This window comes from Psychrobacter sanguinis (assembly GCF_020736705.1).
Lineage (GTDB): Bacteria > Pseudomonadota > Gammaproteobacteria > Pseudomonadales > Moraxellaceae > Psychrobacter > Psychrobacter sanguinis.
Map to the genome: position 1 here is coordinate 1736875 of NZ_CP085990.1, position 23955 is coordinate 1760829.

21 protein-coding genes are annotated in these 23955 nt (G+C 41.2%); 11 read left to right on the plus strand and 10 right to left on the minus strand.

Features of this window, described 5'->3' with window-relative positions; all coding sequences use genetic code 11:
* The first annotated feature begins 57 nt into the window (after window positions 1-57).
* Window positions 58-1254, plus strand: a complete 1197-nt coding sequence (gene bamB, locus LK453_RS07430) for an outer membrane protein assembly factor BamB (RefSeq protein WP_201537912.1) — start codon at window positions 58-60, stop codon at window positions 1252-1254.
* A 93-nt stretch (window positions 1255-1347) separates the two neighbouring features.
* Here bamB and LK453_RS07435 read toward each other — a convergent pair whose 3' ends face one another.
* The gene (locus tag LK453_RS07435; protein ID WP_201537914.1) at window positions 1348-2346 is read right to left on the minus strand and encodes a DUF1853 family protein; all 999 of its coding nucleotides are present in this window, start codon (window positions 2344-2346) and stop codon (window positions 1348-1350) included.
* Between the two features lie 425 nt (window positions 2347-2771).
* On the opposite strand from LK453_RS07435, the gene LK453_RS07440 reads away from it, so the two are divergent.
* On the plus strand, window positions 2772-3449 hold the full coding sequence (locus LK453_RS07440; RefSeq protein ID WP_227674372.1) for a putative quorum-sensing-regulated virulence factor: 678 nt from the start codon (window positions 2772-2774) through the stop codon (window positions 3447-3449).
* Between the two features lie 29 nt (window positions 3450-3478).
* On the opposite strand, the gene LK453_RS07445 is transcribed toward LK453_RS07440, so the two are convergent.
* On the minus strand, window positions 3479-4399 hold the full coding sequence (locus LK453_RS07445; protein ID WP_201537918.1) for an alpha/beta hydrolase family protein: 921 nt from the start codon (window positions 4397-4399) through the stop codon (window positions 3479-3481).
* 384 nt (window positions 4400-4783) lie between these two features.
* Here LK453_RS07445 and LK453_RS07450 point away from each other — a divergent pair, with 384 nt between their 5' ends.
* Entirely contained in the window at window positions 4784-5473 is a 690-nt protein-coding gene (locus LK453_RS07450) for an LOG family protein (protein ID WP_007395558.1), read from the plus strand.
* 114 nt (window positions 5474-5587) lie between these two features.
* Here LK453_RS07450 and LK453_RS07455 read toward each other — a convergent pair whose 3' ends face one another.
* Window positions 5588-7294 carry an FAD-dependent oxidoreductase gene (locus LK453_RS07455; RefSeq protein WP_201534644.1) on the minus strand — a complete coding sequence of 569 codons (1707 nt, stop codon included), beginning with the start codon at window positions 7292-7294 and terminating at the stop codon, window positions 5588-5590.
* Window positions 7295-7532: 238 nt separating this feature from the next.
* On the opposite strand from LK453_RS07455, the gene LK453_RS07460 reads away from it, so the two are divergent.
* Window positions 7533-7943, plus strand: a complete 411-nt coding sequence (locus tag LK453_RS07460; RefSeq protein WP_201534647.1) for a DUF1294 domain-containing protein — start codon at window positions 7533-7535, stop codon at window positions 7941-7943.
* 136 nt (window positions 7944-8079) lie between these two features.
* Here the strand turns inward: LK453_RS07460 and lspA are convergent, their stop codons facing one another.
* From lspA to yihA, 3 genes are all read right to left on the minus strand, one after another.
* Window positions 8080-8673, minus strand: a complete 594-nt coding sequence (lspA, locus tag LK453_RS07465) for a signal peptidase II (RefSeq protein WP_007395555.1) — start codon at window positions 8671-8673, stop codon at window positions 8080-8082.
* Complete coding sequence (ileS, locus tag LK453_RS07470; protein ID WP_201534661.1) at window positions 8666-11506, minus strand: isoleucine--tRNA ligase; 2841 nt, start codon at window positions 11504-11506, stop codon at window positions 8666-8668. Before ileS ends, lspA begins: the two co-directional genes overlap by 8 nt.
* 379 nt (window positions 11507-11885) lie before the next feature.
* Window positions 11886-12590: a ribosome biogenesis GTP-binding protein YihA/YsxC gene (yihA, locus tag LK453_RS07475; protein ID WP_201534664.1), complete on the minus strand. Its 705-nt coding sequence runs from the start codon at window positions 12588-12590 to the stop codon at window positions 11886-11888.
* Between the two features lie 779 nt (window positions 12591-13369).
* On the opposite strand from yihA, the gene LK453_RS07480 reads away from it, so the two are divergent.
* From LK453_RS07480 to LK453_RS07495, 4 genes are all read left to right on the plus strand, one after another.
* The gene (locus LK453_RS07480) at window positions 13370-13678 is read left to right on the plus strand and encodes a c-type cytochrome (protein WP_007395552.1); all 309 of its coding nucleotides are present in this window, start codon (window positions 13370-13372) and stop codon (window positions 13676-13678) included.
* A 373-nt stretch (window positions 13679-14051) separates the two neighbouring features.
* Complete coding sequence (locus tag LK453_RS07485) at window positions 14052-14717, plus strand: c-type cytochrome (RefSeq protein ID WP_007395551.1); 666 nt, start codon at window positions 14052-14054, stop codon at window positions 14715-14717.
* A gap of 576 nt (window positions 14718-15293) precedes the next feature.
* Window positions 15294-16403, plus strand: a complete 1110-nt coding sequence (locus tag LK453_RS07490) for a hypothetical protein (RefSeq protein ID WP_227674373.1) — start codon at window positions 15294-15296, stop codon at window positions 16401-16403.
* Window positions 16400-16756, plus strand: coding sequence for an RnfH family protein (locus LK453_RS07495; RefSeq protein ID WP_201534670.1), 357 nt, complete (start codon window positions 16400-16402; stop codon window positions 16754-16756). The genes LK453_RS07490 and LK453_RS07495 overlap by 4 nt, the downstream gene beginning before the upstream one ends.
* 153 nt (window positions 16757-16909) lie before the next feature.
* Here LK453_RS07495 and LK453_RS07500 read toward each other — a convergent pair whose 3' ends face one another.
* Complete coding sequence (locus LK453_RS07500; protein ID WP_007395548.1) at window positions 16910-17284, minus strand: outer membrane protein assembly factor BamE; 375 nt, start codon at window positions 17282-17284, stop codon at window positions 16910-16912.
* Window positions 17285-17586: 302 nt separating this feature from the next.
* Between LK453_RS07500 and fur the strand changes: the two genes are divergently transcribed.
* Window positions 17587-18024 carry a ferric iron uptake transcriptional regulator gene (gene fur, locus LK453_RS07505; RefSeq protein ID WP_007395547.1) on the plus strand — a complete coding sequence of 146 codons (438 nt, stop codon included), beginning with the start codon at window positions 17587-17589 and terminating at the stop codon, window positions 18022-18024.
* Between the two features lie 259 nt (window positions 18025-18283).
* On the opposite strand, the gene LK453_RS07510 is transcribed toward fur, so the two are convergent.
* Window positions 18284-19342 (minus strand): type IV pilus twitching motility protein PilT, encoded by a 1059-nt coding sequence (locus tag LK453_RS07510; RefSeq protein WP_201534837.1) that lies wholly within the window; start codon window positions 19340-19342, stop codon window positions 18284-18286.
* Between the two features lie 356 nt (window positions 19343-19698).
* On the opposite strand from LK453_RS07510, the gene LK453_RS07515 reads away from it, so the two are divergent.
* A complete protein-coding gene (locus LK453_RS07515; RefSeq protein ID WP_007395544.1) occupies window positions 19699-20397 on the plus strand; it encodes a YggS family pyridoxal phosphate-dependent enzyme in 699 nt (232 codons plus the stop codon).
* A gap of 148 nt (window positions 20398-20545) precedes the next feature.
* Here the strand turns inward: LK453_RS07515 and LK453_RS07520 are convergent, their stop codons facing one another.
* Window positions 20546-22219 (minus strand): NAD+ synthase, encoded by a 1674-nt coding sequence (locus tag LK453_RS07520; RefSeq protein WP_007395543.1) that lies wholly within the window; start codon window positions 22217-22219, stop codon window positions 20546-20548.
* 409 nt (window positions 22220-22628) lie between these two features.
* Between LK453_RS07520 and LK453_RS07525 the strand changes: the two genes are divergently transcribed.
* Window positions 22629-23111: a hypothetical protein gene (locus LK453_RS07525; RefSeq protein WP_201528057.1), complete on the plus strand. Its 483-nt coding sequence runs from the start codon at window positions 22629-22631 to the stop codon at window positions 23109-23111.
* A gap of 142 nt (window positions 23112-23253) precedes the next feature.
* Here LK453_RS07525 and zapA read toward each other — a convergent pair whose 3' ends face one another.
* Window positions 23254-23847, minus strand: coding sequence for a cell division protein ZapA (zapA, locus tag LK453_RS07530; protein WP_007395541.1), 594 nt, complete (start codon window positions 23845-23847; stop codon window positions 23254-23256).
* Between the last annotated feature and the right edge of the window lie 108 nt (window positions 23848-23955).

Genomic DNA, 23955 nt, shown 5'->3' on the forward strand with positions numbered 1-23955 from the left:
ATGCCCTACCGGCTTTTTAGGCGCTATGACTTTTAACCTGATTGAGCTGATTCAACTATGTATAACAATAAACCCCAATCTACAGCAGCAAGCGTTATAGCCCAAGCCTCTAAAATTACTATTTTGTGTGCTTCAATTGCTTTGGTTGCGGCATGTGGAAAAACCATTAAGCCCGAAGAGCATAAGCCTACTAAATTGGTTCAACTTGAGCAGTCTGTCAAGGTAGTTGATCCCGTATTTCAAACCTCATTAAGTGACAGATCTAAACTGGCTGACGTGAACCGTTTTGAAGTAGGTTTTGATGGCAAGCAAGTAGTTGTGGCCTCAGGCTCAGGCAAAGTAGCGAGCTATGATCTAAATGGTCAGGCACTGTGGAGTACTGATTTAAAAGAAGATATCTTAGGCGGTGTGGCATTTGACGGCAACAGTCAAACGGCGGTCGTAACCACTAAGTCTGCCCGTGTTGTGGCTTTTGATACCAGTAATGGTAACGTTAAGTGGGAAAATAAAATCAAAGGTACTGTGTTAGCACCGGCCTTAATTCATAACAATCGTGTGGTGCTATCGGCCAATGACGGCGTAATGCATGGCTTGTCTTTACAGACAGGTGAATCTATCTGGCAGTTTACCACGCAGACGCCTAGCATTAGCGTACGTGGTAGTGCTAAGCCTACCTTGCTGGATAACCAGACAGCTTTGTTAGGTGGTGCAGATGGCCGTTTGCATGCTGTAGATATTGAATCAGGTGTGCCAAAGTGGAACCGCCGAGTGGGTATTCCCTCAGGTGCCAGTGAAATTCAGCGCATGACGGATGTAGATGGTACGCCAACAGTGAACCAAGGTCAGCTACTGGCTGTAAGCTATAGTGGTCAGCTATTATCTGCCGACTTGGCCAGTGGACAGGTCACTTTCTTACAAGAAGCGGCCAGTAAAAATAGTTTGGCGGTAACCAATCAAGCAGTTATTACCACCACACTAGATGGGACAGTGAAAGCATTCGATCGTCAAACAGGTGAGCCCTTATGGGAAAATAAAGATTTGGCTTATCGTCAATTGAGTAACCCAGAGCTTATTGGTAATTACATTGCAATTGGCGACTTAGACGGTGTGATTCACTTCTTATCCCCAGAAGATGGTCGTATCATTAGCCGTACCCAGAGCAAGGGTCCTGTGACTAAGTTAACCTCTCAAGGTGGCTATTTATTAACCCAAACCAAATCGGGTCAAGTAAGTGTGTGGCGTTTGGCGCGTTAAGTGCCATATTAGCTGGCCTGATTACAAAAAAGGAAGCCTCAGTTAATGAGGCTTCCTTTTTTATAAACTGTTCGAAGATAATTGAAATTAAAGTTATGTAGTGCGAACCAGCACCACAGGATTGCCTTTATTAAGATAAAGATTGGTATCTATGTCTTCTAATTCCAGCGGTACGTAAGGCCACTGTGATAGTCGGTGACGGCGACGACGTAGCTCCTCCTTATTCAACCTAGGATCTAAGTTTGTGACCATATTCTGTCTCAGAAATTCAGCATCATAAAAAGGACGGTGGGTTAACCATTCAATATAATGAGCGGGGCGAAGTTCAGGCATATCTAATGCTTCAAAGTCACTACGCTTATTAATAGGGTACCATAGATGCGTGGGAAACTCGTCATTGAGCCACTCAGGATTAGGGGCAATGCTGTCAGCTTCCTTAAAGAAGCGACCCTTCATGACTACATAACGTTTATCAATTTTTATCTTTTCATAAAAGTCTAAATCTATCCAGACACTGCGAAAAGGCTTGGTCTGCATATGAATTAATTTACGTTGCAACGTGTCACGGGCATTAATGCCTACCCAGTTGGCAAAATTATCATAAGGTGCTGAGCCCAAGTAAAATTTTATCGCTAACTCCCAATGTTCAACCTCATTAGTATCATGATTTCTTAGAATAAAGTCGAGTTCACCCGTGGTTTGCATACCATTGTATAGCTGAACGTTATGAGCAATAACTTCATAAGGATGTAGTCCTAGCTGAAACCCATCTTCCAACCAAAAGTGAATCAGTCCTTCAAAGTGAAAGCCTAAACGGTAAGGGCTAGGACGCGACATTAGATATCGGGTTAAATGTTGATACTCATTACTACGGTCTAATTGCTGCAAACGATCAGCATAATTTTGGTAATGAGTGAGCCAAAATTCAGGTTTATGTACTGATATTTGTGCGGAAACTAGGTTTGGATCAGCAGAAATCCAGTGCTTTAGCACATCGGGACAGGCAAGAGCAAAAGCTAGGTCTTTTACAAACGGGCGTTTGTAATGATGCCAAGACTGTAACTTATCGGTAGAGATAGGATATGTGGTCATAGACGGACAACAGTTATAAATAGACAGTAAGGAGTAATAGTCAGTAGTTAGATAATAGTCGCTAAAAAAATAATGAGATAAATAAAGAATTAAATAATTAGATAAATAAAATGACGAGCGTCTCAGTATAACAAGAGTCTCAATGGGAAAGTGGTAATTGAAACTTAAAAACAACCTGATTTAAACGCTTATCGGACAGCGGTGTAATTATGGCTTGGTATACTTATTTCGGGTTATATTTACTATATGTTTTTAATAACCCTATATATTTAAATGACACCATATATTTAAATGACACCATATATTTAAATAGCACCATATATTTAAATAACATTAAGTATTTAATTTTGCTGGTATAACCGGCATATATTAGATGCCCTACCTATTAGGATGAATTTATAGCCTCTATGCCACAAGACCCTATTATGCCAACTGCGTTAGTTATAGACACAGAGACCGACCAAGGACGTGATCCTAGACCGATACAAGTAGCCACTATCGAGGCAAGCACTGGGCACGAGTGGATGTCATACTTTAATAGTGGACGGCCGATTTCTGCCATCGTGACCAAAATTCATGGGATTACCGATGCTGATGTGGCAGGGCTGGCGTCTTTTGATTTAGATAACTTTCAGGTATCTGATTATTTAATAGGTCACAATGTTCGTTTTGATTGGGGTGTTATTGGCCGGCCGAAAGTAAAGCTAATTTGTACGGTTAGATTGGCCCGAGTGGCCTTCCCTGAATGGCACAAATACTCTCAATCGAAATGTATTGAGCAGCTGCTTGGTGAAGAAGAGGCCGCTGAGATGACTGCAGCGGCGCATGATGCATTGGGTGATGCCAGAATGTGTTATCTGTTATACAAAGCATGTTGTGAACGTTTGAATTTTGATCCGAACGATTTTGCCACTGCACATCAAATATCCAACAATGCCAAACCCATTGCTAGAATGCCTTTTGGTAAATACAAAGGTCATAAGATTGACCAAGTACCGCTCAGCTACATTAAATGGATGTTGGGCAACATTCCCAATCTCACCCCTTCGTTATATTCCGCATTACAAAAACGTATCGCAGATGAATTGGCTGCATCAAAATAGGCTTTAAAGTCTCCTTTTTAAAAGGCTAATTAGGCAGAATGCTGTTCAATCCAATCAGTGACCATTTTCCATAACTGAGGCGCTTTCTCATAAGTTTTGGCACTGAAGAACTTCATATGACCAATCTTAGTGAGTCCAAACTGTTGTGGTTCCAACATCTCTCTTTCTACTGGCATAGCACTAAATACTACCAGCATATCTTCAACATTTTTGGCGTTGGCAATATCATCATCGCTAAAGTTTAGCCATAAAGCGGGGGTATTCAGTTGGTCATAGTAATGGGTAAATATCGTCTCGCCGAAAGCAGTCTTGATATAACCTTTGCCATTACACCAATCTCGCCATTGTTTGGCCACACCGCGAGGTAGCGGCTCTCCCATATTGAATTTATCTGAGGGCGTATATCCTAGCAGTAAATTGCCCAAGGTTATCGCACCGTTCATGAATAACATAGCATTGGCTTTAAAAGGCATTTCCATATTTTTAATACGGCCTGATGAGCACGCAATATTGACCACTGAAGATAACACCTGGTAATTGGGCATGAGACCGATTAACTGCCCACCAGCACTGTGGCCTATCAAATGATATTTGGCGTTTGGAAATTCATATTGTAAGGCTTCTAGTACTGCAGTAGCATCATGGCGCCCCCAGCTTATCAACGAGGCATCACATTTCGATAGCGGACAGGTTAATGAATCGCCAATACCTTCATTATCATAAGTAATTACCCCGAACCCTTGGTTGACAAGGTAAGTTGCAAAACGATGATAAAAACTGCGTTTAATGCCCGTTGCAGGAGCAATCATAAGCGCATTTTTAATGGCTTCGTTTTCAGTGTTTTCCGGCACATATACGCTAGCCGTCAGGGGTTGGTTGCGTTCAGTAACGACAGTTAAGGTACTAGAAGGCGAGGAGGGCTGATGACCTTTGTTGGCAAGATTATTCATGTGATGGGTTACTCATGTGGCTTCCATATAGGCTTGAAATCCGTTAGCTTTAAAGTGTCAGAGCTTTAAAGTCGGATAATTTTGAACCCAGACAGTTTTAAAGCTAAGTGGGATTAGACAAGGGGGTTATGGGCGGCTGTTTATCATCATAGAATATTTGATGACTATTTTGTGGTTTAAAGTAGTTGATGTGGTATTAATATACGCTAAGGTCAAGTACAACAGGTAAACTAAATCGAACATAGTGAAAAATTAAGGGACAGATGACTATGTTATTATGGCTCCCTATCTAGTGATAGCTCATTTATCATTCCTATTTAATAGGCATATTTATTATTCATACTTTATTCATAACTTTTTAATCAATCAAGGTGGCAGTTATTTATGACCCAAAAGTTGAAAGCAGAAGCGGGCTCAGCAAACAACCCAATTTATAAAACCATTACCAGTAAAGATGTTGATCATGTGGGTGAATTGATCGACAAATCATCTATCAAACAGCGTTTGGTGGCGGTGTATTGTGGTTCACGCATGGGCAATAATCCTGTTTATGAAGCCGCCGCTCGAGAGTTAGGCGCTGCTTTGGCAAAGAATGACATGGGCCTAGTCTATGGCGGTGCCAGTATTGGACTTATGGGCGCAGTAGCCGATACCGTTATTTCTGGTGGAGCACATGCAGTGGGGGTCATTCCTACCTTTATGTTGGACCATGAAATTGCTCATGAAGGGTTAACCCGATTACACCTGACGGATACTATGCATACCCGTAAAGCAATTATGGCCGAATATGCAGATGCCTTTATTACCCTACCTGGCGGCTTAGGCACGCTAGAGGAAATTATGGAAATCGCCACTTGGCGTCAGCTTTATCAGCATGAAAAACCAATGATTATTTTAAATATTAACGGTTTCTATGATCCGCTGGTAGCACACCTGGAGCACACCGCTGCTGAAGGATTTATGAAGCAACAAGATCTTGAAAGATTGGTGGTGTGTAATGATATTGAGTCTGCCATGACCTTATTAAATGAATATGTGCATATTGATGATCCGATTGCCACCCATAAGATTTAGTAGAATATTTTAGTTTGGTCGTAAAAAAGGCTGCCTTATAAGGGCAGCCTTTTTTTTGGTTTTTGATACAAATAAATTAAAAGACAACAGTGATAACCACTGAATCGATTTGGATTAAGGACCAACGATCGGTGTTACCACCCCTGACATGGGAGAGGGGAAAGCACGTTGATTGGCAAATTTTCTAGCCAACTCATCGATGTCTGGTTTGCCGCTTTGACGCAAGTAAGCCCAGTCATGATGCAGACGTGCATCGTTCTGTTGCTCGGTAGATTGAAGGAAGTGCTGAGACTCAAGCAAAGCCACAATATCATCAGAAGCGGCTAAGGCAGAAGAGGCTTTCACATTTTCTGCACGGGCGTAATGTAGCTCAGGATATAGGCTAACATCTGCCACACGCAAGGTATCATTGTCTCCTGGTATTTGCTGTCCCCCATACAAGGCATTGCCAGTAGGCTTGGCGGTAGCAAAACGTGGTACAAACTCACTGACTTCGTCAATAGCACGCTGACTGCGCTGCTGTAAGGTCTCTGGATTCCAACCTTCTTCAATACAGTCTATATATTTTGCCTTTAATTCAGGCTGCGCATCGTCCGCTTTGGTGGCTACCAGTCCATCCTGAAACAGCGTTACCGCTTTATTCATGCTATGAATTTGATAATAGCCTTCCGGATAGGGGGTAAGCTGTACCATACCTTGAGGCGTACCGCGTTTGCCATGAATAATAATCTCAGGCAATCTTAGACCAGAGTTAAGCGAATCTGTCTCTGAGCCGTTTAAAGCGGGATCATTATTGGTATTATTATTAGCATCATTATTTCTCTCATTGTCACTGCCCCAATGAGTAACGTAGGAAGCTTTAAATTCAACCATACGCTGTGCAGGCACGCCCACCATATTATCTATAATGCCAGTTTTGAAGCCACAGGCATTGATTAAGTAATCGACGCTTACGGTATCTGTCTCCGAAATAGCATCATTTAATGACTGATCATTGGTTAACTGCTTATAATGGATTTGCCATTGATGTCCAGACCCACTGTCACTCGATAAAGTATCAGCTTTAGTCACATCAGTAACCTGAGTATTAAGCAACAATTTAGCGTTAGGATAGTAGCTAAGGGCAATCTCAGCGGAGGCTGCTAAGCGGAAAATATTCCATCCATATTCTTGGACCGCAACGATGGGATATTTTAGTTTATCCAAGTCTAATTGTTTGGCAGCATTAGCCACCCACTGATCCATCTCTTTGGGTAATTCATCTGGCGCCAAACTATCAGAGCCAATTAAGTCCTCTAATGTTTGTCTGTCATATAAACGATAATAATTCTCTGCTTCTCCCAGCACTTTATTGGCAGGATCAGCTTTAATCAGGGCATTATACTCACGAGTAAGTAACTCTAGACGAGGCAATAAGTCATCAGGATTGCCATCATCACGCTTAGGAATGGCCACCACCGTCGGTCTGACATCGATGCTATGCGGATACATACGCAGCATATCAATTGACTGTTTTAATAACTCGACACAATCCTCATCAGGTATCTCTCGGTACAAGTTACCACCAGCGTGAAGGTGACACATGGGAGGACCATCGATTAAGCTTTGCTTGGATTCAAATAGATAAGTTTCTACCCCCAGCGCTGCTAAACGAATGGCAATAGTTGACCCTGCAACTCCGCCTCCTATTATACCTACCTTCAAGTGCTCTCCTTTAGGCTTATTATGAACAGCCAGTGATGGGGTTTTAATGTCATTGATGTTGTTTTCAGCTTTAATATTAGATTTGTTATATGCTTTTTTATTAATATTTTTAGTCATTATATTGAAGTCAGTAGTTATACTTAGTCTAGATTTATGGTAAGTTGATTTGCAATTAGAGTAGCAAATTTCAGTACTTATCACTGTTGCTTCACAGTTGTTACCTCGTAAAGTTAAAGTAGCCTATATGGTATTAATGGTGATGACTGGCTGCTTATACAAGCGTTTAAAGCGTAAATTTAGAGGGTATAAATTTAGAGCATAAAACAAACTTAGCATTTTAGTCACCACAGAGATTATGATGAAAAAAAGCCCGGTTAGAAGAGCCTCAAAGCATATTGACTTTCAACAAAAGCAAAAACAGCAACTGTTAATGGGCATCGGCTTTTATGCTGTCTTGCTGTTTATTGCCGCAATGGGGAAAATCAGTTGGGCAGTGGTGGGATGGTATGTATTAATAGGAGCAGTCACTTATTTAGTTTATGCCAAAGACAAACGTGCAGCACAGCAAGGTAAATGGCGTACGCCGGAGATCACCTTACATTTCTTAAGTGCAGTAGGAGGCTGGGTAGGAGCGATGCTGGCTCAAAACTATTTACGCCATAAAACCCAAAAGCCTGATTTTAGATTGACCTATTATGTCACTGTCATAATCAACTTAGCAGCGCTGCTGTATCTAATTTCAGGTGGTGATATTTCACAGTTTTAGTGGTTCAGTGTGAGTCATTAAGATCAATTTCTTAGCGTGAATTTTTCATCATGAAAAACATTTATAGTATTCTAGTTCCATAAAAAAGGCCCCTCAAAGTGAAGGGCCTTTTTTATCAGCTATAAATCATAATGACTTAAGCTTGAAACTTAGCATTGCGTTTGCTTTCAAAAAATAGCATATCGATAACCACGATGGCCACCCCAATACAGATGGCAATATCGGCAATGTTAAAAATAGGATAATGCCACACATCGGCATAGTGTACATGAATAAAGTCAATGACCTTACCGATGCGTACCCGATCAATTAAGTTACCGATAGCCCCGCCTAAAATAAGTGCCAAACCCACATTCAACAGTTTTGCCTGACGCGGTGCTCGGGTCAAGTAAATAACCAAGAAAATAGACATCGCCAGTGACAGTCCAGCAAAAAACCATTTTTGCCAGCCGCCTTGATCCGCTAAGAAGCTAAAGGCAGCCCCATAGTTATAGGCCAAGGTCCAATTTAAAATAGGCTCAATGACCGGGATAGGCTCATGAAAATTAAGCTTCAATTCAGCCAACCATTTGGTCCATTGATCCAAGCCGATTACCAGCAGTGACAGCAAGTACCATAAGAGGGCTCGCCCTTTATTAGGTACCAGCTTAGGACGCTTAGTCAGACTAGGCGTCGCTGTGGCATAGGCCGGTGTTGGTGTGTCACTTGAATGGCCTGAGTTATTAGGCATAGTATCGGACCTCGCCTGTACCTTCGATATTGCTCACACAGCGTGTGCAAAGTAGCGGATGGGTAGCATTAGAGCCCACATCGTCACGAACGTGCCAGCAGCGAATACACTTGGTGCCTTCAGCAGGCGTAACTTCCACGCGAAGGTTGTCCAGTTCTGTGGCATCGCCTAATTGTTCATCGCTTAGTTTATTTAAGCTGGCCGAGCTGGTAATCAATACGAAACGTAGCTCGTCTTCAAGCTTAGCCAGACTGTCGTAAATCTCGCCATCAGCATAAATTGCCACAGCGGCTGAAAGGTTGGCATTGATGCGTTTTTGTTCACGAGCATGCTCGATAACTTTGTTGATGGCGTCTTTGGCTTCCAAAATAACCGCCCAATCCGCTTCGCTAATTTTGTCCATGCTAAAGTCAGGTAATTGATACCAGTCTTGGGTGAAGACATAAGCATTGGCACCGGTAGCGGATTCTTTCAGCAATGCCTCCCAAGCTTCTTGAGCCGTAAAGCTTAAGATAGGGGCAATCCAGCGTAGTAGCGCATGAGCAATGTGGTACATCGCTGTCTGTGCCGAACGACGAGGTTTGCCATCCGCCATGGTGGTATATTGACGGTCTTTGATAATATCTAGATAGAAGCCGCCTAAGTCTTGTGAACAAAAAGCAGTCACTTGCTGAGTCACTTGGTGGAAATCCATGGCATCATAAGCAGCCACAATAGCTTGCTGCACTTTCTGAGCACGTAGCATGATGTATTTATCCAAGCTTACCAGCTCATCCATCGCCAAGCTATCAGTCTCTGGATTGAAATCATCAGTGTTGGCCAACAAGAAACGTACCGTATTACGAATACGGCGGTACATGTCTGTGGCACCTTTGAAAGCTTGCTTACCAGCGTTCATTTCATAACGGTAGTCGCTTGATGCGATCCACATACGCAGCATGTCTGCACCGGTTTTATTGATTTCATCTTGTGGGTTAATGATGTTACCCAAAGACTTACTCATTTTACGGCCGTTTTCATCTACCACGAAGCCGTGAGTCAGTACTTGTTTATACGGTGCTCTGCCATACATTGCCTCTGATGTTAATAGCGAAGTTTGGAACCAACCGCGATGTTGGTCTGAGCCTTCTAAATACATATCGGCAGGGTTGGTCTGGTTTTCATCTTGCTCAAGGACAGCAAAGTGAGTCGTTCCCGAGTCAAACCACACATCTAGGGTGTCAGTAGATTTGACATAATCTTTGGCATCTTCACCAATGAAGTCTTCAGCTGCCGCATCAAACCAAGCCTCTACGCCGCCTTTTTCGATGACTTGAGCGATTTTTTCCATAAGCTCTAGAGTATTCGGATGCAGCTCATCGGTGTCTTTATGGGTAAAGAAAGGAATCGGCACGCCCCAAGTACGCTGGCGAGAGATACACCAGTCAGGACGACCGGCTACCATAGCTTCAATACGATTTTGACCCCAGGCTGGCGTCCAAATGACATTCGGAATGTCATGTAACGTCTGCTGTCTTAAAGTATTGCCTTTTTCAGTGACCTTATGATCCATGCGGATAAACCACTGCGGTGTAGCACGGAAGATAATAGGGGTCTTATGGCGCCAGCAATGAGGGTAGCTGTGCTCCATTTTGTAATGCTTTAATAAGTGACCGCTATTACTTAATGCTTCGATAATTTTGGGTTGGGCTTTATAGATGTGCTCACCAATAAACACTTCTGCGGTGTCCAGATAAACCCCATTACCCCCAACAGGATTGGTCACAGGTAAGTCATAGCGTAAGCTTACGATGTAGTCGTCTGCACCATGAGCTGGAGCGGTGTGTACTAGGCCAGTACCGCTTTCAGTAGTAACATGCTCACCTAAAATGATAGGCACTTGGCGTGATTCGATTAACGGATGCTGAGCTTTGACTAGCTCAAGCTTATCGCCCATTAAAGTAGTAATCACCCCTTCATTTTCTAGACCAAGCGCTTGTAAAGCATTGTCTACTAAGTCAGTGGCCAACACTAAGTTGCCTTTGCTGGTTTTCACCACGCTGTATTCAAAGTCAGCACTTACGGCAATGGCTTGGTTAGCAGGCAAAGTCCAAGGCGTTGTGGTCCAGATTACTGCGGCTGTTTTGTCGTTATTGCCTTCAGGCAAAACTTGTGAAGGATCAACAAGGTCAAAAGCCACATAAATGGCATCGGAGGTTTTATCCTCATACTCAACCTCAGCTTCCGCCAAAGAAGAGCCACAATCCAGACACCAGTTAACAGGCTTCATACCCCGGGTTACATAGCCATTGGCGTAGATTTTACCTAAAGCACGGACAATATTCGCTTCTTGGTGGAAGTTCATGGTCAGATAAGGATTTTCCCAATCGCCAAATACACCCAGGCGCTTAAAGTCAGCCATTTGTAAATCAACTTGGCTACGGGCATATTCACGGCACAGACCACGAAACTCAGTGGCAGTCACTTTTTGACCTACTTTACCAACTTTAGCTTCTACTTTTTGCTCGATAGGCAGACCATGGCAATCCCAACCAGGGACATACGGTGCATCATAACCTGACAATGTTTTTGACTTAACGATAATGTCTTTTAAGACTTTGTTTACGGCATGGCCTAAGTGAATTTGACCGTTAGCATAAGGAGGACCATCATGCAAAATATACTTTTCACGTCCCGCTTTCGCTTCACGGATTTTGCCATACACATCATCTGCTTCCCAAGCTTTTAACCAATCTGGTTCACGCTGGGCTAGGTTGCCTCGCATTGGAAACGCTGTGTCGGCAAGGTTTAACGTATCTTTGTAATCTGGAGTGGAGGTAGTCGAATCAGTCATAGAAGCCGTCTTATATGTTAGTTTAAAACAAAAAATTTGGATGATAAGTAAATAATAAGGGTTTTACTTTCAGAAGCGCCTTATTTAAAGCTAAAAGATGCCAAAGTTTACTTAAAAAGTATTTAGAAATAGAAATAATCGAAAAGTGACAATATAGCAGAATCAATAGGTCAGGTATAAACCATAGCATTAAATTTATAGCCGCTTATCGGTTTATACCTTTTTACTCATTTCTAAAAACAAGGATAAGTTTAAAAGCAACGTTAAAAAAAGGCTTAAAAGTCATTAAGACTTACAAAAAATCGCTGTAAAGTAAAGCACAATACCCTCATTATAAAATAAAACCTAAGTCAAGGGTAATGACTGCTGAACCCACAGCTTACTCAGGTGTTGGTTGTCCATCAATTCTTAACCAGCGGCCCATCACTTCGGCCAACTCATCAATCCCTTCTTTTTTTAATGAAGAGAACAATTGGATAGAAAAAGGCAGATCAAGTTTTTCTAATTCACGCTTGGTTTGTAGCAAAATATTTTTGGCAGGACCATATTTAAATTTATCGGCTTTGGTCAATAGGACGTGCACGGGCAGCTCACCATCTTTGGCCCAATGCAACATCTGCTCATCAAAGAATTTTAGGGGATGACGACTGTCCATCAATAGCACAAGTCCGGCCAAACTTTCACGCGATACCAGATATTCCTCTAGTTCAGTTTGCCAGACCAACTTCATCTTTTCAGGGACCGCAGCATAGCCGTAGCCGGGCAAATCAACTAAGCGAGCCTCTTCATTACCGATAGAGAAGAAGTTAATCATTTGGGTACGCCCAGGGGTCTTAGAAGAACGGGCCAACTGTCTTTGGTTGGTTAATACGTTAATAGCTGAAGATTTACCAGCGTTAGAGCGTCCTGCAAAAGCTACCTCGTAACCGGTATCTGCTGGGCATAATTTGAAAGTCGGAGCAGACATTAAAAATTCAGTTTGCTCTAAGCGTTTACGAGGCGATAAATGAGATAAGTCTGCTGCAGATTCTGGAGCAACATATTGTGGGGCTTTGGTCTTTTTGGTCTTTGGTGCATTGGCCATAAGGTGTCTCAAGTTTGAACGGTATAAAATAAATTTGATGGCTATTTAATAGGCAATAGAGTTAAGCGTTAAAACGTTTTATAAGAGTGACTGCAAAGATGTACTTTAACAATGTACTTCAATACGGTACTTCAATAAGAGGAGCTATAGTTTGTACCATTATAACCAGTCTTGCGTCTTAAAGATAATAACCTGAATAAAGGTTTGTATCATAGTTTTAAATATCCAACACTTTAATCAGAAGAATTGACCAAGTTTGATCGATTAATTTTATATTTGACGGATGAGTTTTAGATTAAACAGGCTGATTCTAGTAAAATCTATTAAAAACAAAAGCTTAATCTTGTTCTATTAACAAAGTACAGTTAACAATAAAGTATAGTTTTATTATTGAATTTTAAAGAAAAGCCTTCATAATATAAGTTAAGTGAATAGGTGTTTACTGAGTTTTATATTTTTTAAGCACCTTACAGTATTTACTATCTTATCGTTTTAATTGTATCTTCGAGTTGTCTATTCTTATTTATTTGGCTTTATGTATTTACAGTTAGCCGAGTGAATAAGCACAAAAAGTAATACAAACAAAGTATTGATTCTAAAGCCTGTAAGTCACAAGTTATTTAACCAATTGCATGATACCTCGTTAAGCAAAGCAGTAAATACGGCACTAATAGGGAGTTATTAACCCCTAAATATTGACTTGCCATACTGACTTATATTTGGCCAATTTCGACTTAAATTATCGATTTAAATGGGCGACGAAGGTAAGGAGAATATTAATGAAATTTAATAAAGTAATAGCACCATTGTTTGCTACCCTTATATTAAGCAGCGTTCCCGTATTGGGCAATGCAGATGTTGCCACGCGTTATGAAGCCAGCTGTGCGACTTGTCATTCAAGTGGAGCATTTAATGCCCCTCAAAAAGGCGACACTCAATATTGGCAAAAACTAAAAGCTCAAAAAGGTATGCCTGCGTTGGTAGAATCGGTTAGAGCAGGCGGTAAGCAAATGCCAGCAGGGGGGTTATGCGGTGACTGTAAAACCAGCAAAGATTACGCGGATCTGATTGAATATATGTCTAAATAACCCCGTAATTAAGCTATCTTTTAATAGGTGGCCCTCTATTTTTTGATAGCTATTTGGCTGTTTTTTGACACGCATTTATTGGTGTCCAAACCACAAAAGCCCTGATAAAATCAGGGCTTTTTGTACCTGTGAGTTATTTTAAGTCCAAATTATTACGGCATACTGACTAATATGTCACGGATAGGTAGCTATTTTTACAAAACTATTGATATAATAATGGCATTAATTATTCTCTGTGAGTAGTTATAACTTAACCATACGCTGATAGTTCCTCCCGGCATTTGGAGTAGAGGGTTGTTTATTATCAACGTTTCAGCGCCAAAGTTATAGTTGCTTAGCTACCGCCTGAAAGACTTAGTAGGATTAGACTACAATGAAAAAATTGCTCGTTGCCACCAGCCTATGTGTTGCCAGTATCGGCGCCAGTGCAGCTGTCACTGTTCCTAAGTATGATGCTGCAGCCGGACAAAAAATCGTTGAAAACAACTGTGCTGCCTGTCACGGCATGATGGGTATCAGTGTTGTACCCACTCAGCCCAATCTTGCAGGTCAGAATGTTCGTTATCTTTTTAAACAATTAAGAGATTTCAAAACCGGTTATCGTATTAACGGTATTATGCAAGGTCAGATTGCGGGTTTAAGTGAGCAAGACCTAGCAAATGTTGCGGGTTACTTCTCGGAACAAAAACCATGGGGTGCGTTCGCAGGTAACCCTGCTACTGCTCAAGAAGCGGGTAAAATCTTCTTAGGTGGTGACAAGAAGCGCGGTGTTATTGCTTGTGCAGGCTGTCATGATCCTAAAGGCCTAGGTAATGCCTATGCAGCTTTCCCACGTATTGGTGGTCAGCATGCTGAATATCTTGGCCTACAATTGAAAATGTTCCGTGCTGCTGGTCGTGAAGACGATGTGGCTCGTGATCAAAAACGTATCAACGATGGAGCGAAAGAAGGCGACAAAGGCATGATGCAAATAGTTGCCTCTAAGCTTAGTGATCGTGATATCAAAATCTTATCTCAATTTGTTAGTGCGGTTCACTAAACAGATTGTGTGGGTGGCTTAGTCAGTTATTGTTTGACGATGATATTATTTTTAGATAGTATTTTTTGTCGATAGCATTTTTTTCGATAATAGATTATTTGTCAATACGTTTATCAATAACAGATAAGTTGCTCATTCTAAAGCCCACTATGCTTAAAATATAAAGTAGCGAAAGAGATTTAATAAACAAAAACCCCGTTCTTCGGGGTTTTTGTTTATTAGCGCCTTTATGATTATCTGATTTAAAATAAATCATCCGTATTTAAAATCAAAATTTTAGCCCAATATCTGAGCTTAGCGTTTCTATTACTGTAATAGCTCTAAGCTTGTTTTTCTGTTATAGAACTATTAAGTTGTGAAGCTGCCAAGTTATATAGCTATCGGCTTATCAAGCGGTGAAGCAGTATTTGATTGTATGATGTAGAGCTTACGAATAAATTATACAGAGCTTAAGGATGGGCTTTTATTAATCCTATTACGCAGTCTTATGTTATTAGATACGCGAATACATTTGATTTGGCTGTTCAAAATCAGTTAGATTGTCATTAACTTAAAATTTAACCCATGGATATCAGCATGCAAAATCGTTTTGCCTCCTTGTTTATCGCTGCACTATTGCCTTTACTATTATTTAAATGGTTCGTTCCTACGCCTATAGGTCAAATAGATTTTTGGCTTATGTGGTTGGCGGCGATGGTGGTGGTAGGGTTGCCACTATTATATGCAGAGATTGGTTTGGCGCATCGCAGTCAAAAGATACCTGCGCAAGGCATTCAAGAGCTTACCAGACAAGCAGATACCAGTACTATTTGGCGCAGCTTTGTATGGCTAACAGTACTACTCTCATTAGTAATCACTGGATTAAGCATTGATGCGGTCAGTGCTAATTTACTAGACGCTATTCAAAAATTAGGGATGTCAGTTAACGTACCCGATTATGCCCTAGGTATTATTATGGTGGTTATCGCTGGGATGTTAAGTCTATTGGGTGGCAGCACTTTGGTAGTGTCTTTAGTGTTAATTGCCATCGCTTTTGTGATGGCTGCTGTGAATAATGTGTCTTCACTGGCGCTTATCATGACTGAGACTAGCCTTGGTGAGTGGGCAAGAGCGGTTACCTTAGCGTTGGTCAGTGTCGGTGTGGGCACTGGTTTATTCTGGTTCAATAGCCCACTGGTTAGCCGTGACCCAAATCACAGTGCTGAAATTGGCAAAAATACCCGTGAAATAGCCACTAAAACGGTGTTACCTATTTGGTTAACCCAATTGGTCATTGGTAGCGTGGCATTAATATTCACCACAGGCAATTTCGCCCCAGCTACAACGATTGTTTATGCCTTTGGGGTGTTAGCCGCTGCAGCATTTTTTATGCATTATGCCAGTACTCAGATTGCTACGGTATTTCAGCGCTTTGGCATTTGGATAGCCACTGCCGTTAGTATTTTAATAACTATATTGTTGGTTGCGCTGGCAACACCTCAAGTATTGTCTGGTGTGTTGGTAGTGGTCAGTATTATCAGTGCATTAATTCTGGCGGTATTCTCTGGTTGGCAGATGAAAATCAGTCACATGCGTAAGTCGTTAAACTTCAAATCAGAGGGTATCTATAATATCTGGCGTGTGGCCATTCGTATTTTAGTGCCATTGTTAATTGTTGTCGCTATAGCAGGCTGGTTAATGTCATGATAAGCCGCTCCCAAGACATTCAGGTCAATACGCCTAAACAATTACCTATCAGCTTGGCTTATGCGCCTTCAGCGACTGACAGCGACTATCTGGAGATTGAAGTTGTTGAGGGTACGACGCTATTACAAGCATTGCAGCAAGCAGGTTGGCTGCAAAAATACCCGCTGCTTAAACAGTGGTGCCACGAACATGCTGAAGCTGAGCAGATTAATAATAAGAGCTGGTATGTGGGTGTGTTTTCACAGAAGAAGCTATTGAGCTATGTGTTAAAAGCACATGATAGGATTGAGATTTATCGGCCATTGACCATTGATCCAATGCGCAAACGTAAGAAGCGAGCAGTGAGTCAATAGAAGTTAGAAGAGATAGGCAACACGATAGGCAGTAAAAAATAAGAACCGTAAAAGCTAAAAACGCTATTACCCTTTTCCATTATGGATCAGATAATAGCGTTAATCGCCTTCAAACAAGAAGGGTGCCCTCAGATGAAAAGGGCATCAGACGGTTTATTGCTTGGTTGCCGGAAGGCTTTCGATGCCTTCTACTTTAACCACAGTATCAGACTCATCAAAATAAATGATAAGATGCTGACTGGCGTTGCTGATAACTTTTTTGCCTTCGCGTTCACCATAAGTGCCTGGTGTATAATCGTAGATATAGTCCCAACGATTAGGCGCAAGCGTGTCACGCAAAGCAGGGCTACCAATTAAATAAAGCACTTGGTTTTTGTTCATCCCTGGTTGAATTTGCTGTGCTTGAGTTTGGGTAATGGGTGTCCCTTGAGGTAAATCGATTTTATAGACACCAAAAATAGAACATGCCGACAGCGACAGTGTGGCAGTGATGGCGATAGGGTACAGTAATTTTTTTAATATATTCATAAGTTCACGTTTTAGAATTACCTAATGTAATCGCTACCGTAAGGTCATAACGATTCAAGACAGTGATGAGAATTACCAAAGTTCTGGCAATTATAAACTGATAATAAAATTTTAGTAAGATAGACCATCTAAACTAAATGGCTATTAAACTAATTGAGTCTAAGCTAACGCTAAGTTTTAATAAATGATACGTCAATTACTTGCAATTGCCTACCACTTACGAGACTATTTAACTAATTTTTGCATTATTTAATAGTTTAATACCAGTTACAGTCATAAATTATAAGGTTATAAGGATCGCAATGAAAACTACCAATCAAGAGTTACGTAAAGCAGGACTGAAGATCACTTTACCTCGTATCAAAATTCTTGAGCTATTAGAAAGCTCTGAACATCATCATATGAGTGCTGAAGAGGTGTATAAAGCCTTAATAGAGCAAGGCGAAGATGTGGGTTTAGCGACTGTCTATAGAGTGTTAACTCAATTTGAGCAGGCAGGTATTGTTGAGCGTCACAACTTTGAAAATAACTTATCTGTTTTTGAGATTACCCAAGACGAGCACCACGATCATTTGGTCTGTGATGTATGCGGTAAAATTATTGAATTCCATAACGAGGTCATTGAGGAAGAGCAATTGAAAGTGGCTGCAGAGCACGGCTTTAGATTGTCTGGACACTCATTAGTACTATATGGTTTATGTGACAATGAAAAGTGCCAAGATTCAGCGAAAAAGCATTAATTTGAACCCTTTGACTGCTGAATAGAATTTTATTCTTCGATTTTATCTTTTGAATAAGACCCGTTATAAACGGGTCTTTTTTTAAATCGCATTTTTAACCCTTGTAAGGTTAGATGACTCAGGGTCATAGGCGACTAAATACTAAATAGGGTACAAGGCAACCCAATTCCGAATGCTAGTACTACTCTATAAGTACACGGTAATAGGCCTGCTGATATCAACGCCATAATCTTTTTTATATGCCTATAAATTTATATAACTATAGCGTTTGTGGCTCAATAAGATTGCGGTCTATTAATTCATTTAATGAGTGTTCAAGGGTGCGCATACCCAAGCTACTGCCAGTCTGAATGACAGAATACATTTGCGCTAATTTATTTTGACGGATGAGATTGCGAATGGCGGGCGTGGCTATCATGATTTCATAGGCCGCCAAGCGACCCCCTTGTTTACGTTTTACCAAGACTTGTGAAATGACCGCCTTTAGAGATTCTGAAAGCATGGCTCTGACCATGTCCTTTTCGGCAGCAGGAAACACATCGACAATCCTATCTATAGTTTTGGTTGCTGAATTGGTATGCAAAGTGGCAAAAACCAAGTGTCCTGTTTCAGCTGCTGTTAATGCCAAACGGATACTGGTTAAATCTCTTAATTCACCAATAACGATAACATCGGGGTCTTCTCTTAAAGCCGAGCGTAACGCAGTGTCAAAATTTAAGGTATGTTGAGCCACTTCACGTTGATTGACAAGGCTTAGCTTTGAGTGATGCACAAATTCAATGGGATCTTCTATGGTGAGAATATGGGCTGGTCTAGTGCTATTAATAAAGTCAATCAACGCAGCAACGGTGGTGGATTTACCTGACCCAGTGGGACCGGTGACCAACACCAATCCTTGCTTAAAATTGGCGATGGTTTCAAAAGTAGAATGTAAGCTAGGCGAGGTGTTTTCTTTATTATCGAAGGTAGCCTCACCAGAATTTGTTCCCCCTAACTCAAGCTGTTGTAAACTCGGTATAGAACAAGGAATGGCCCTAAACACCGCAGCTGTTCCTCGGCTTTGGGTATAGGCATTGACTCTAAACCTCCCAATATCGGGCATCGAAACCGCATAATCTATTTTTAAGTGTTTTTGAAACTCATCGCACTGAGCGCGGTTCATAGTGCTGGCAATATAACGGTTAACGGCGGCATGCTCCATCACAGGCATGTCAATCTTAATAATATCGCCATCAATGCGTAATAAAGCAGGCATACCGGAGGACAGATGTAAGTCTGAGGCATTTTGCTGGTTGGCGTAAGTGAGTAAAGCGTGAATACTGTCAAAGCGGTCTGTTTCCGTATCTGGCACTTAGGTCATCCTTTTTGGTTAAGCGACTGTTTTGTTAAACTGTTTACTACCTCTAAGCAAATCCCTCGAACACCTTTGTTGATTATAGTGGTTAAGCAAACCTTTGGTTTAAACTTTTGGTTCAGATTTTATGAAGCGGATAAAAATAAGAAACTGATAAAAGCCTCAGTTCGACAAAAGCACGAAGCCATACAGCCTCCAGACAGATAAAAAACAGTAAGGTAAAAGATTGCTAATAGAGAAGCAGGTCTAACAAGTGGTACCATTAGAGTATAACTAAAAAACTAGGCAACAAATCAATTAAAAGCAAAGAGGGCAAATCAATGGAATCGACACTGCTACAACGCTGGCAAGAAGTGACGCAACAAATTCAAAAAGCATGTACTGATTCAGAACGAGATTCGGTAACTTTATTGGCGGTATCTAAAACCAAACCGGCAGAGATGATTACTGAGTTAGCGCAAGCTGGCCAAGTGCATTTTGGTGAAAACTACCTACAAGAAGCCATGGAAAAAATGGCAGAAATTAAAGAGCTAGTGGCAAGCATACCTGCTACAAAAGACATTGTTTGGCACTATATTGGCCACATTCAGCGTAATAAGACCCGGGATATTGCGGAGAATTTTGATTGGGTGCATACCGTGGAGCGCGATATTATTGCCAAGCGTCTCAACGAGCAGCGTCCACAAGCGTTAGGCAAATTAAACGTATTGGTTCAGGTCAATATCGACAATGAAGACAGTAAATCAGGCTGCCTACCTAGCGAGTTAGAATCTCTAATAACGACTATCAAAAGCTACGATAATCTCAATCTACGGGGACTAATGATTATCCCATCTAAAGAGGGCTCAGATGCCTTTGAGCGCACTAAAAAGCTGTTCGATGAGATACAGCAAGCGCATCCTGAGTTAACTCAGTGGGATACACTAAGCATGGGTATGAGCGGTGATATGCAGCAAGCCATTGCCCACGGCTCAACGATGGTCCGCGTCGGCAGTGCGATATTTGGGGCAAGAGATTGATATTTGCAACTTGGAAGCAGTATCGCAGCTGATAAGGTAAATTATTAATTGAGTAATAATTGCCCATAAAAAAGGAGCATCTATTATAGACGCTCCTTTTTTAATGCTATTTAAGTTTAAACTCTAACAAGTTAAAGGGGTTAAGGAGTTACTTGCTTTCAATGCTCCAACCGTTCACTAGAGGATAGCGGCGTTCACGGCCAAAGGCTTTATGGCTTATCTTAGTGCCAATAGCGGCTTGACGGCGTTTGTATTCGCTTCTGTCGACCATGCGGATGGTCTGACGTACCGTATCAGGGTCAAAACCTTTAGCAACGATTTCATTAAAGCCTAGGTCATTATCGATATAGTCTTTTAAGATAGCATCTAAAATATCGTAATCTGGTAAGCTATCTTGGTCTTTTTGATCTGGACGTAACTCTGCCGACGGTGGACGAGTAATCACCCGTTCTGGAATAACATCAGTATCTTCTAAACGGTTACGATAATTGGCTAAGGCATAAACTTGAGTCTTATAGACATCTTTTAACACATCAAACCCACCGGCCATATCACCGTATAAAGTAGAGTAACCGACAGCCATTTCAGACTTATTACCTGTGGTGATAACCAGATGACCGAACTTATTAGACAATGCCATTAACACCATACCGCGGGCACGTGCTTGGATATTCTCTTCCGTGGTATCCGCTTTGGCCTTGCTAAATAAAGGCGCTAAAGTATGGCGCATACCATCGACAGCGTCATGAATTGGACAGACAGTATAAGAGACATTCAATCTGCGCGCCTGAGCTTGCGCATCTTCTAAGCTGATTTGTGAGGTATATTCATAAGGCATCATTACCGCATATACCTTATCTGAACCCAGTGCATCTACAGCGATACATAGGGTCAACGCCGAATCGATACCGCCTGATAGACCAACGATTACCCCTTCAAAGCCTGAATGGTTAACATAGTCGCGTAAGCCCACTACTAAAGCTTGATAGGTTTCAGATTCAGCACTTAACTGTAAAGGTGCTTTGGTTTGGGTGTCAAACTGACCACTCTCGACATTAAAGTTAGCATACAGCATGTGCTCTAAGAAGCGAGGGGCTTCATGAGCTACTTTACCATTGGCCTGTACGGCCATAGAGCCACCGTCGAAGACTAAATCATCTTGGCCACCTACCGCGTTAACATAGACAATAGGTAAGTTGTTATCAGTGGCTCGCTTGCTTAGCAAAGCTTGACGGGTATGCTGTTTGCCTGCTTCAAAAGGAGAGGCGTTAATGGTTACCACTAAGTCAGCACCTTGGTCTTTTAGCGCTTTGATAGGCTCGTCCTGCCACAGGTCTTCGCAGATAAGCAGACCAATAGTAATACCTTGATAATCAAATAGAACTTGGTTGCGACCTTTGTCAAAGTAACGGCGCTCATCAAACACACCGTAGTTTGGTAGGTACTGTTTGTGATAAAAGCCTTTTTGCTGGCCGTTTTGGATAATGGCTGCTGAGTTGAAAGTGCCATGATAATCAACATGCGGATAGCCAATAATCATCACAATGTCATTGATATCATTCAATGAGCTAAGCGCTGCTTTTACTCTGTCTGAAAGACTGGGACGCAGTAATAAATCTTCGGGGGGATAGCCTAGCAATGCCAATTCAGGGAAGATAATGATATTAGCGCCATTATCACGTGCTTCAATGGCCAAACTACGCATTTTTTCAATATTGGTCTGAATATCGCCTACCATGAAATGAGATTGGGCTAGGGCAAATTTCAGCGACTTTCCTGTTGCATTGTTACTTATATGGTTACTGTTTTTTTCGTTAGACATTATTAAGTCCTATTCATTATGGGTATTAGCGCCAAGCGTATCGCCTCAAAAGCAACTTATTAAATTTTGTTGGTGTTGGCAATGTACAGGGTTACGTTTAGCGTTTAAGGGTTATTAATTTATGGGTTTTATCATCGCAACAGTGATAGGAGTTTTGGCTTATAATCTTTCTCATCTAAACTACCAAACGCCAATTTAGCTTGGCAAATATAACAAATCACATGAGCGATATAAAAAATCTTTCAAGGATATACTCTATCAAATACAGTATCGCCTATAATTTTTTGTTGTTTCTATTGTTAACGATTTTTGTAGTCGAAACACGATACAATTACCGTTAGTATAACACCAAATTTTTATGTTATATCCAAGCCATAGCTATTTAGCAGGCAAAACTAGGAAATTTTTCATGTTAGCATTTATAATTACCCTTATCCTAATCTGGCTTGCTATGTGGGCCTTCTTTAAATTTATGTACCCCAAACCACCAAAAGAGTTCATGCCCAAAAAAGGGGATGTTATTACGCCAAGAGAATGTGACTTTTGTGGCTATCCTTTGGCTGAATATCGAGGGGTAATGGAGGCGAAACCCGAAACCTTGCTAATGGCGACTGACCAACAGCGAAAAAACGAACTAACGTCTGAGATAGCAGCGTTAGAGCAACAGATAGCAACTTACGAAAAACAAGCGTCAGATAAAGCGTACCAAAAACAGTTAACCCGTCAACAAAAGAAACAAGCCCAATCAGCTTATGATGACCATCAAAAGCAGCTGTTTGAAAAGAAACAAGCATTGAAAAAAGTCACCACTTGGTTCTTCTGTAACTATGAGCATCAAGCGGATTTTCACGCAAGAAATGCAGAGCAGATTACGCCAACCATAGTTAAATAGAGCATTGCCATTAAATAAAGCACTGTTACTAAATAAGACGCCAATTAAATTAAAGCGTCAATTAAACAAAATGATAGGCAAATAAAAGGCTGCACAATCATTAGGCAGCCTTATAAGTGTCTATCGTCAACTAGTATTTTAGTTATTGTTGCACCAATTGCATGTCTTCAATCATTCTTGCGATAAGTTGATTGGCTTGGTCCATACCTTTCTCTACTTCAGCCGCCGCGTTTTTAGATTGTTGCAGTTTTTCATAAAGATTCAGACAGCAAAGCACTAGCAGGTTTTCATGAGGAAGATGAGGGGCTTGTGAGCGCAGGTCTTCGATAAAATTATTGATAAAGTCACTGGCTTCAAACAGTTCGTATTCTTCGCCGACTGGGCAATTAATAGTATAGTCTTTGCTTAAGATACTGATATTGACCGTGGCAAACTCAGGCTCTTGTTGTGTTTCAAGCTCTGACGTCTCATTTTCAATAAGATCTTGGTCTTCAGCAAAGTCTGCAGGAGTAATAATCTCTACTTGATTAGAGTGTTGATCGTTCGCTTCGTAGCTTTCCAAGTGATGGGCTTCAGAGTCATGGCTACTGGTCATCTTATTTTCATCATTGACGTTTTCTTCATTAAAACTGTTTTCAGCAAACTCTTTAGTGTCAGATTCAGTAAAGATACCGTCTTCATTAAAGTTTACCTCAGAATTCTGTGGTTCATGATCATTAGGATAATCAGTTGACATATTTTTCTCTTAAATAATTAAAATAAAGTAATTTATAAATAACCAAAATTTTAAAGCACCAAACAGAGATGCCTCCATGCAGCGATAAACCAATTATATGCTACCGGT

Bases quoted from the DNA above. Each gene is read 5' to 3' on its own strand.
- bamB (WP_201537912.1), top strand. From the start codon at position 58: ATGTATAACAATAAACCCCAATCTACAGCAGCAAGCGTTATAGCCCAA.
- LK453_RS07435 (WP_201537914.1), bottom strand. From the start codon at position 2,346: ATGACCACATATCCTATCTCTACCGATAAGTTACAGTCTTGGCATCAT.
- LK453_RS07440 (WP_227674372.1), top strand. From the start codon at position 2,772: ATGCCAACTGCGTTAGTTATAGACACAGAGACCGACCAAGGACGTGAT.
- LK453_RS07445 (WP_201537918.1), bottom strand. From the start codon at position 4,399: ATGAATAATCTTGCCAACAAAGGTCATCAGCCCTCCTCGCCTTCTAGT.
- LK453_RS07450 (WP_007395558.1), top strand. From the start codon at position 4,784: ATGACCCAAAAGTTGAAAGCAGAAGCGGGCTCAGCAAACAACCCAATT.
- LK453_RS07455 (WP_201534644.1), bottom strand. From the start codon at position 7,294: ATGACTAAAAATATTAATAAAAAAGCATATAACAAATCTAATATTAAA.
- LK453_RS07460 (WP_201534647.1), top strand. From the start codon at position 7,533: ATGATGAAAAAAAGCCCGGTTAGAAGAGCCTCAAAGCATATTGACTTT.
- lspA (WP_007395555.1), bottom strand. From the start codon at position 8,673: ATGCCTAATAACTCAGGCCATTCAAGTGACACACCAACACCGGCCTAT.
- ileS (WP_201534661.1), bottom strand. From the start codon at position 11,506: ATGACTGATTCGACTACCTCCACTCCAGATTACAAAGATACGTTAAAC.
- yihA (WP_201534664.1), bottom strand. From the start codon at position 12,590: ATGGCCAATGCACCAAAGACCAAAAAGACCAAAGCCCCACAATATGTT.
- LK453_RS07480 (WP_007395552.1), top strand. From the start codon at position 13,370: ATGAAATTTAATAAAGTAATAGCACCATTGTTTGCTACCCTTATATTA.
- LK453_RS07485 (WP_007395551.1), top strand. From the start codon at position 14,052: ATGAAAAAATTGCTCGTTGCCACCAGCCTATGTGTTGCCAGTATCGGC.
- LK453_RS07490 (WP_227674373.1), top strand. From the start codon at position 15,294: ATGCAAAATCGTTTTGCCTCCTTGTTTATCGCTGCACTATTGCCTTTA.
- LK453_RS07495 (WP_201534670.1), top strand. From the start codon at position 16,400: ATGATAAGCCGCTCCCAAGACATTCAGGTCAATACGCCTAAACAATTA.
- LK453_RS07500 (WP_007395548.1), bottom strand. From the start codon at position 17,284: ATGAATATATTAAAAAAATTACTGTACCCTATCGCCATCACTGCCACA.
- fur (WP_007395547.1), top strand. From the start codon at position 17,587: ATGAAAACTACCAATCAAGAGTTACGTAAAGCAGGACTGAAGATCACT.
- LK453_RS07515 (WP_007395544.1), top strand. From the start codon at position 19,699: ATGGAATCGACACTGCTACAACGCTGGCAAGAAGTGACGCAACAAATT.
- LK453_RS07520 (WP_007395543.1), bottom strand. From the start codon at position 22,219: ATGTCTAACGAAAAAAACAGTAACCATATAAGTAACAATGCAACAGGA.
- LK453_RS07525 (WP_201528057.1), top strand. From the start codon at position 22,629: ATGTTAGCATTTATAATTACCCTTATCCTAATCTGGCTTGCTATGTGG.
- zapA (WP_007395541.1), bottom strand. From the start codon at position 23,847: ATGTCAACTGATTATCCTAATGATCATGAACCACAGAATTCTGAGGTA.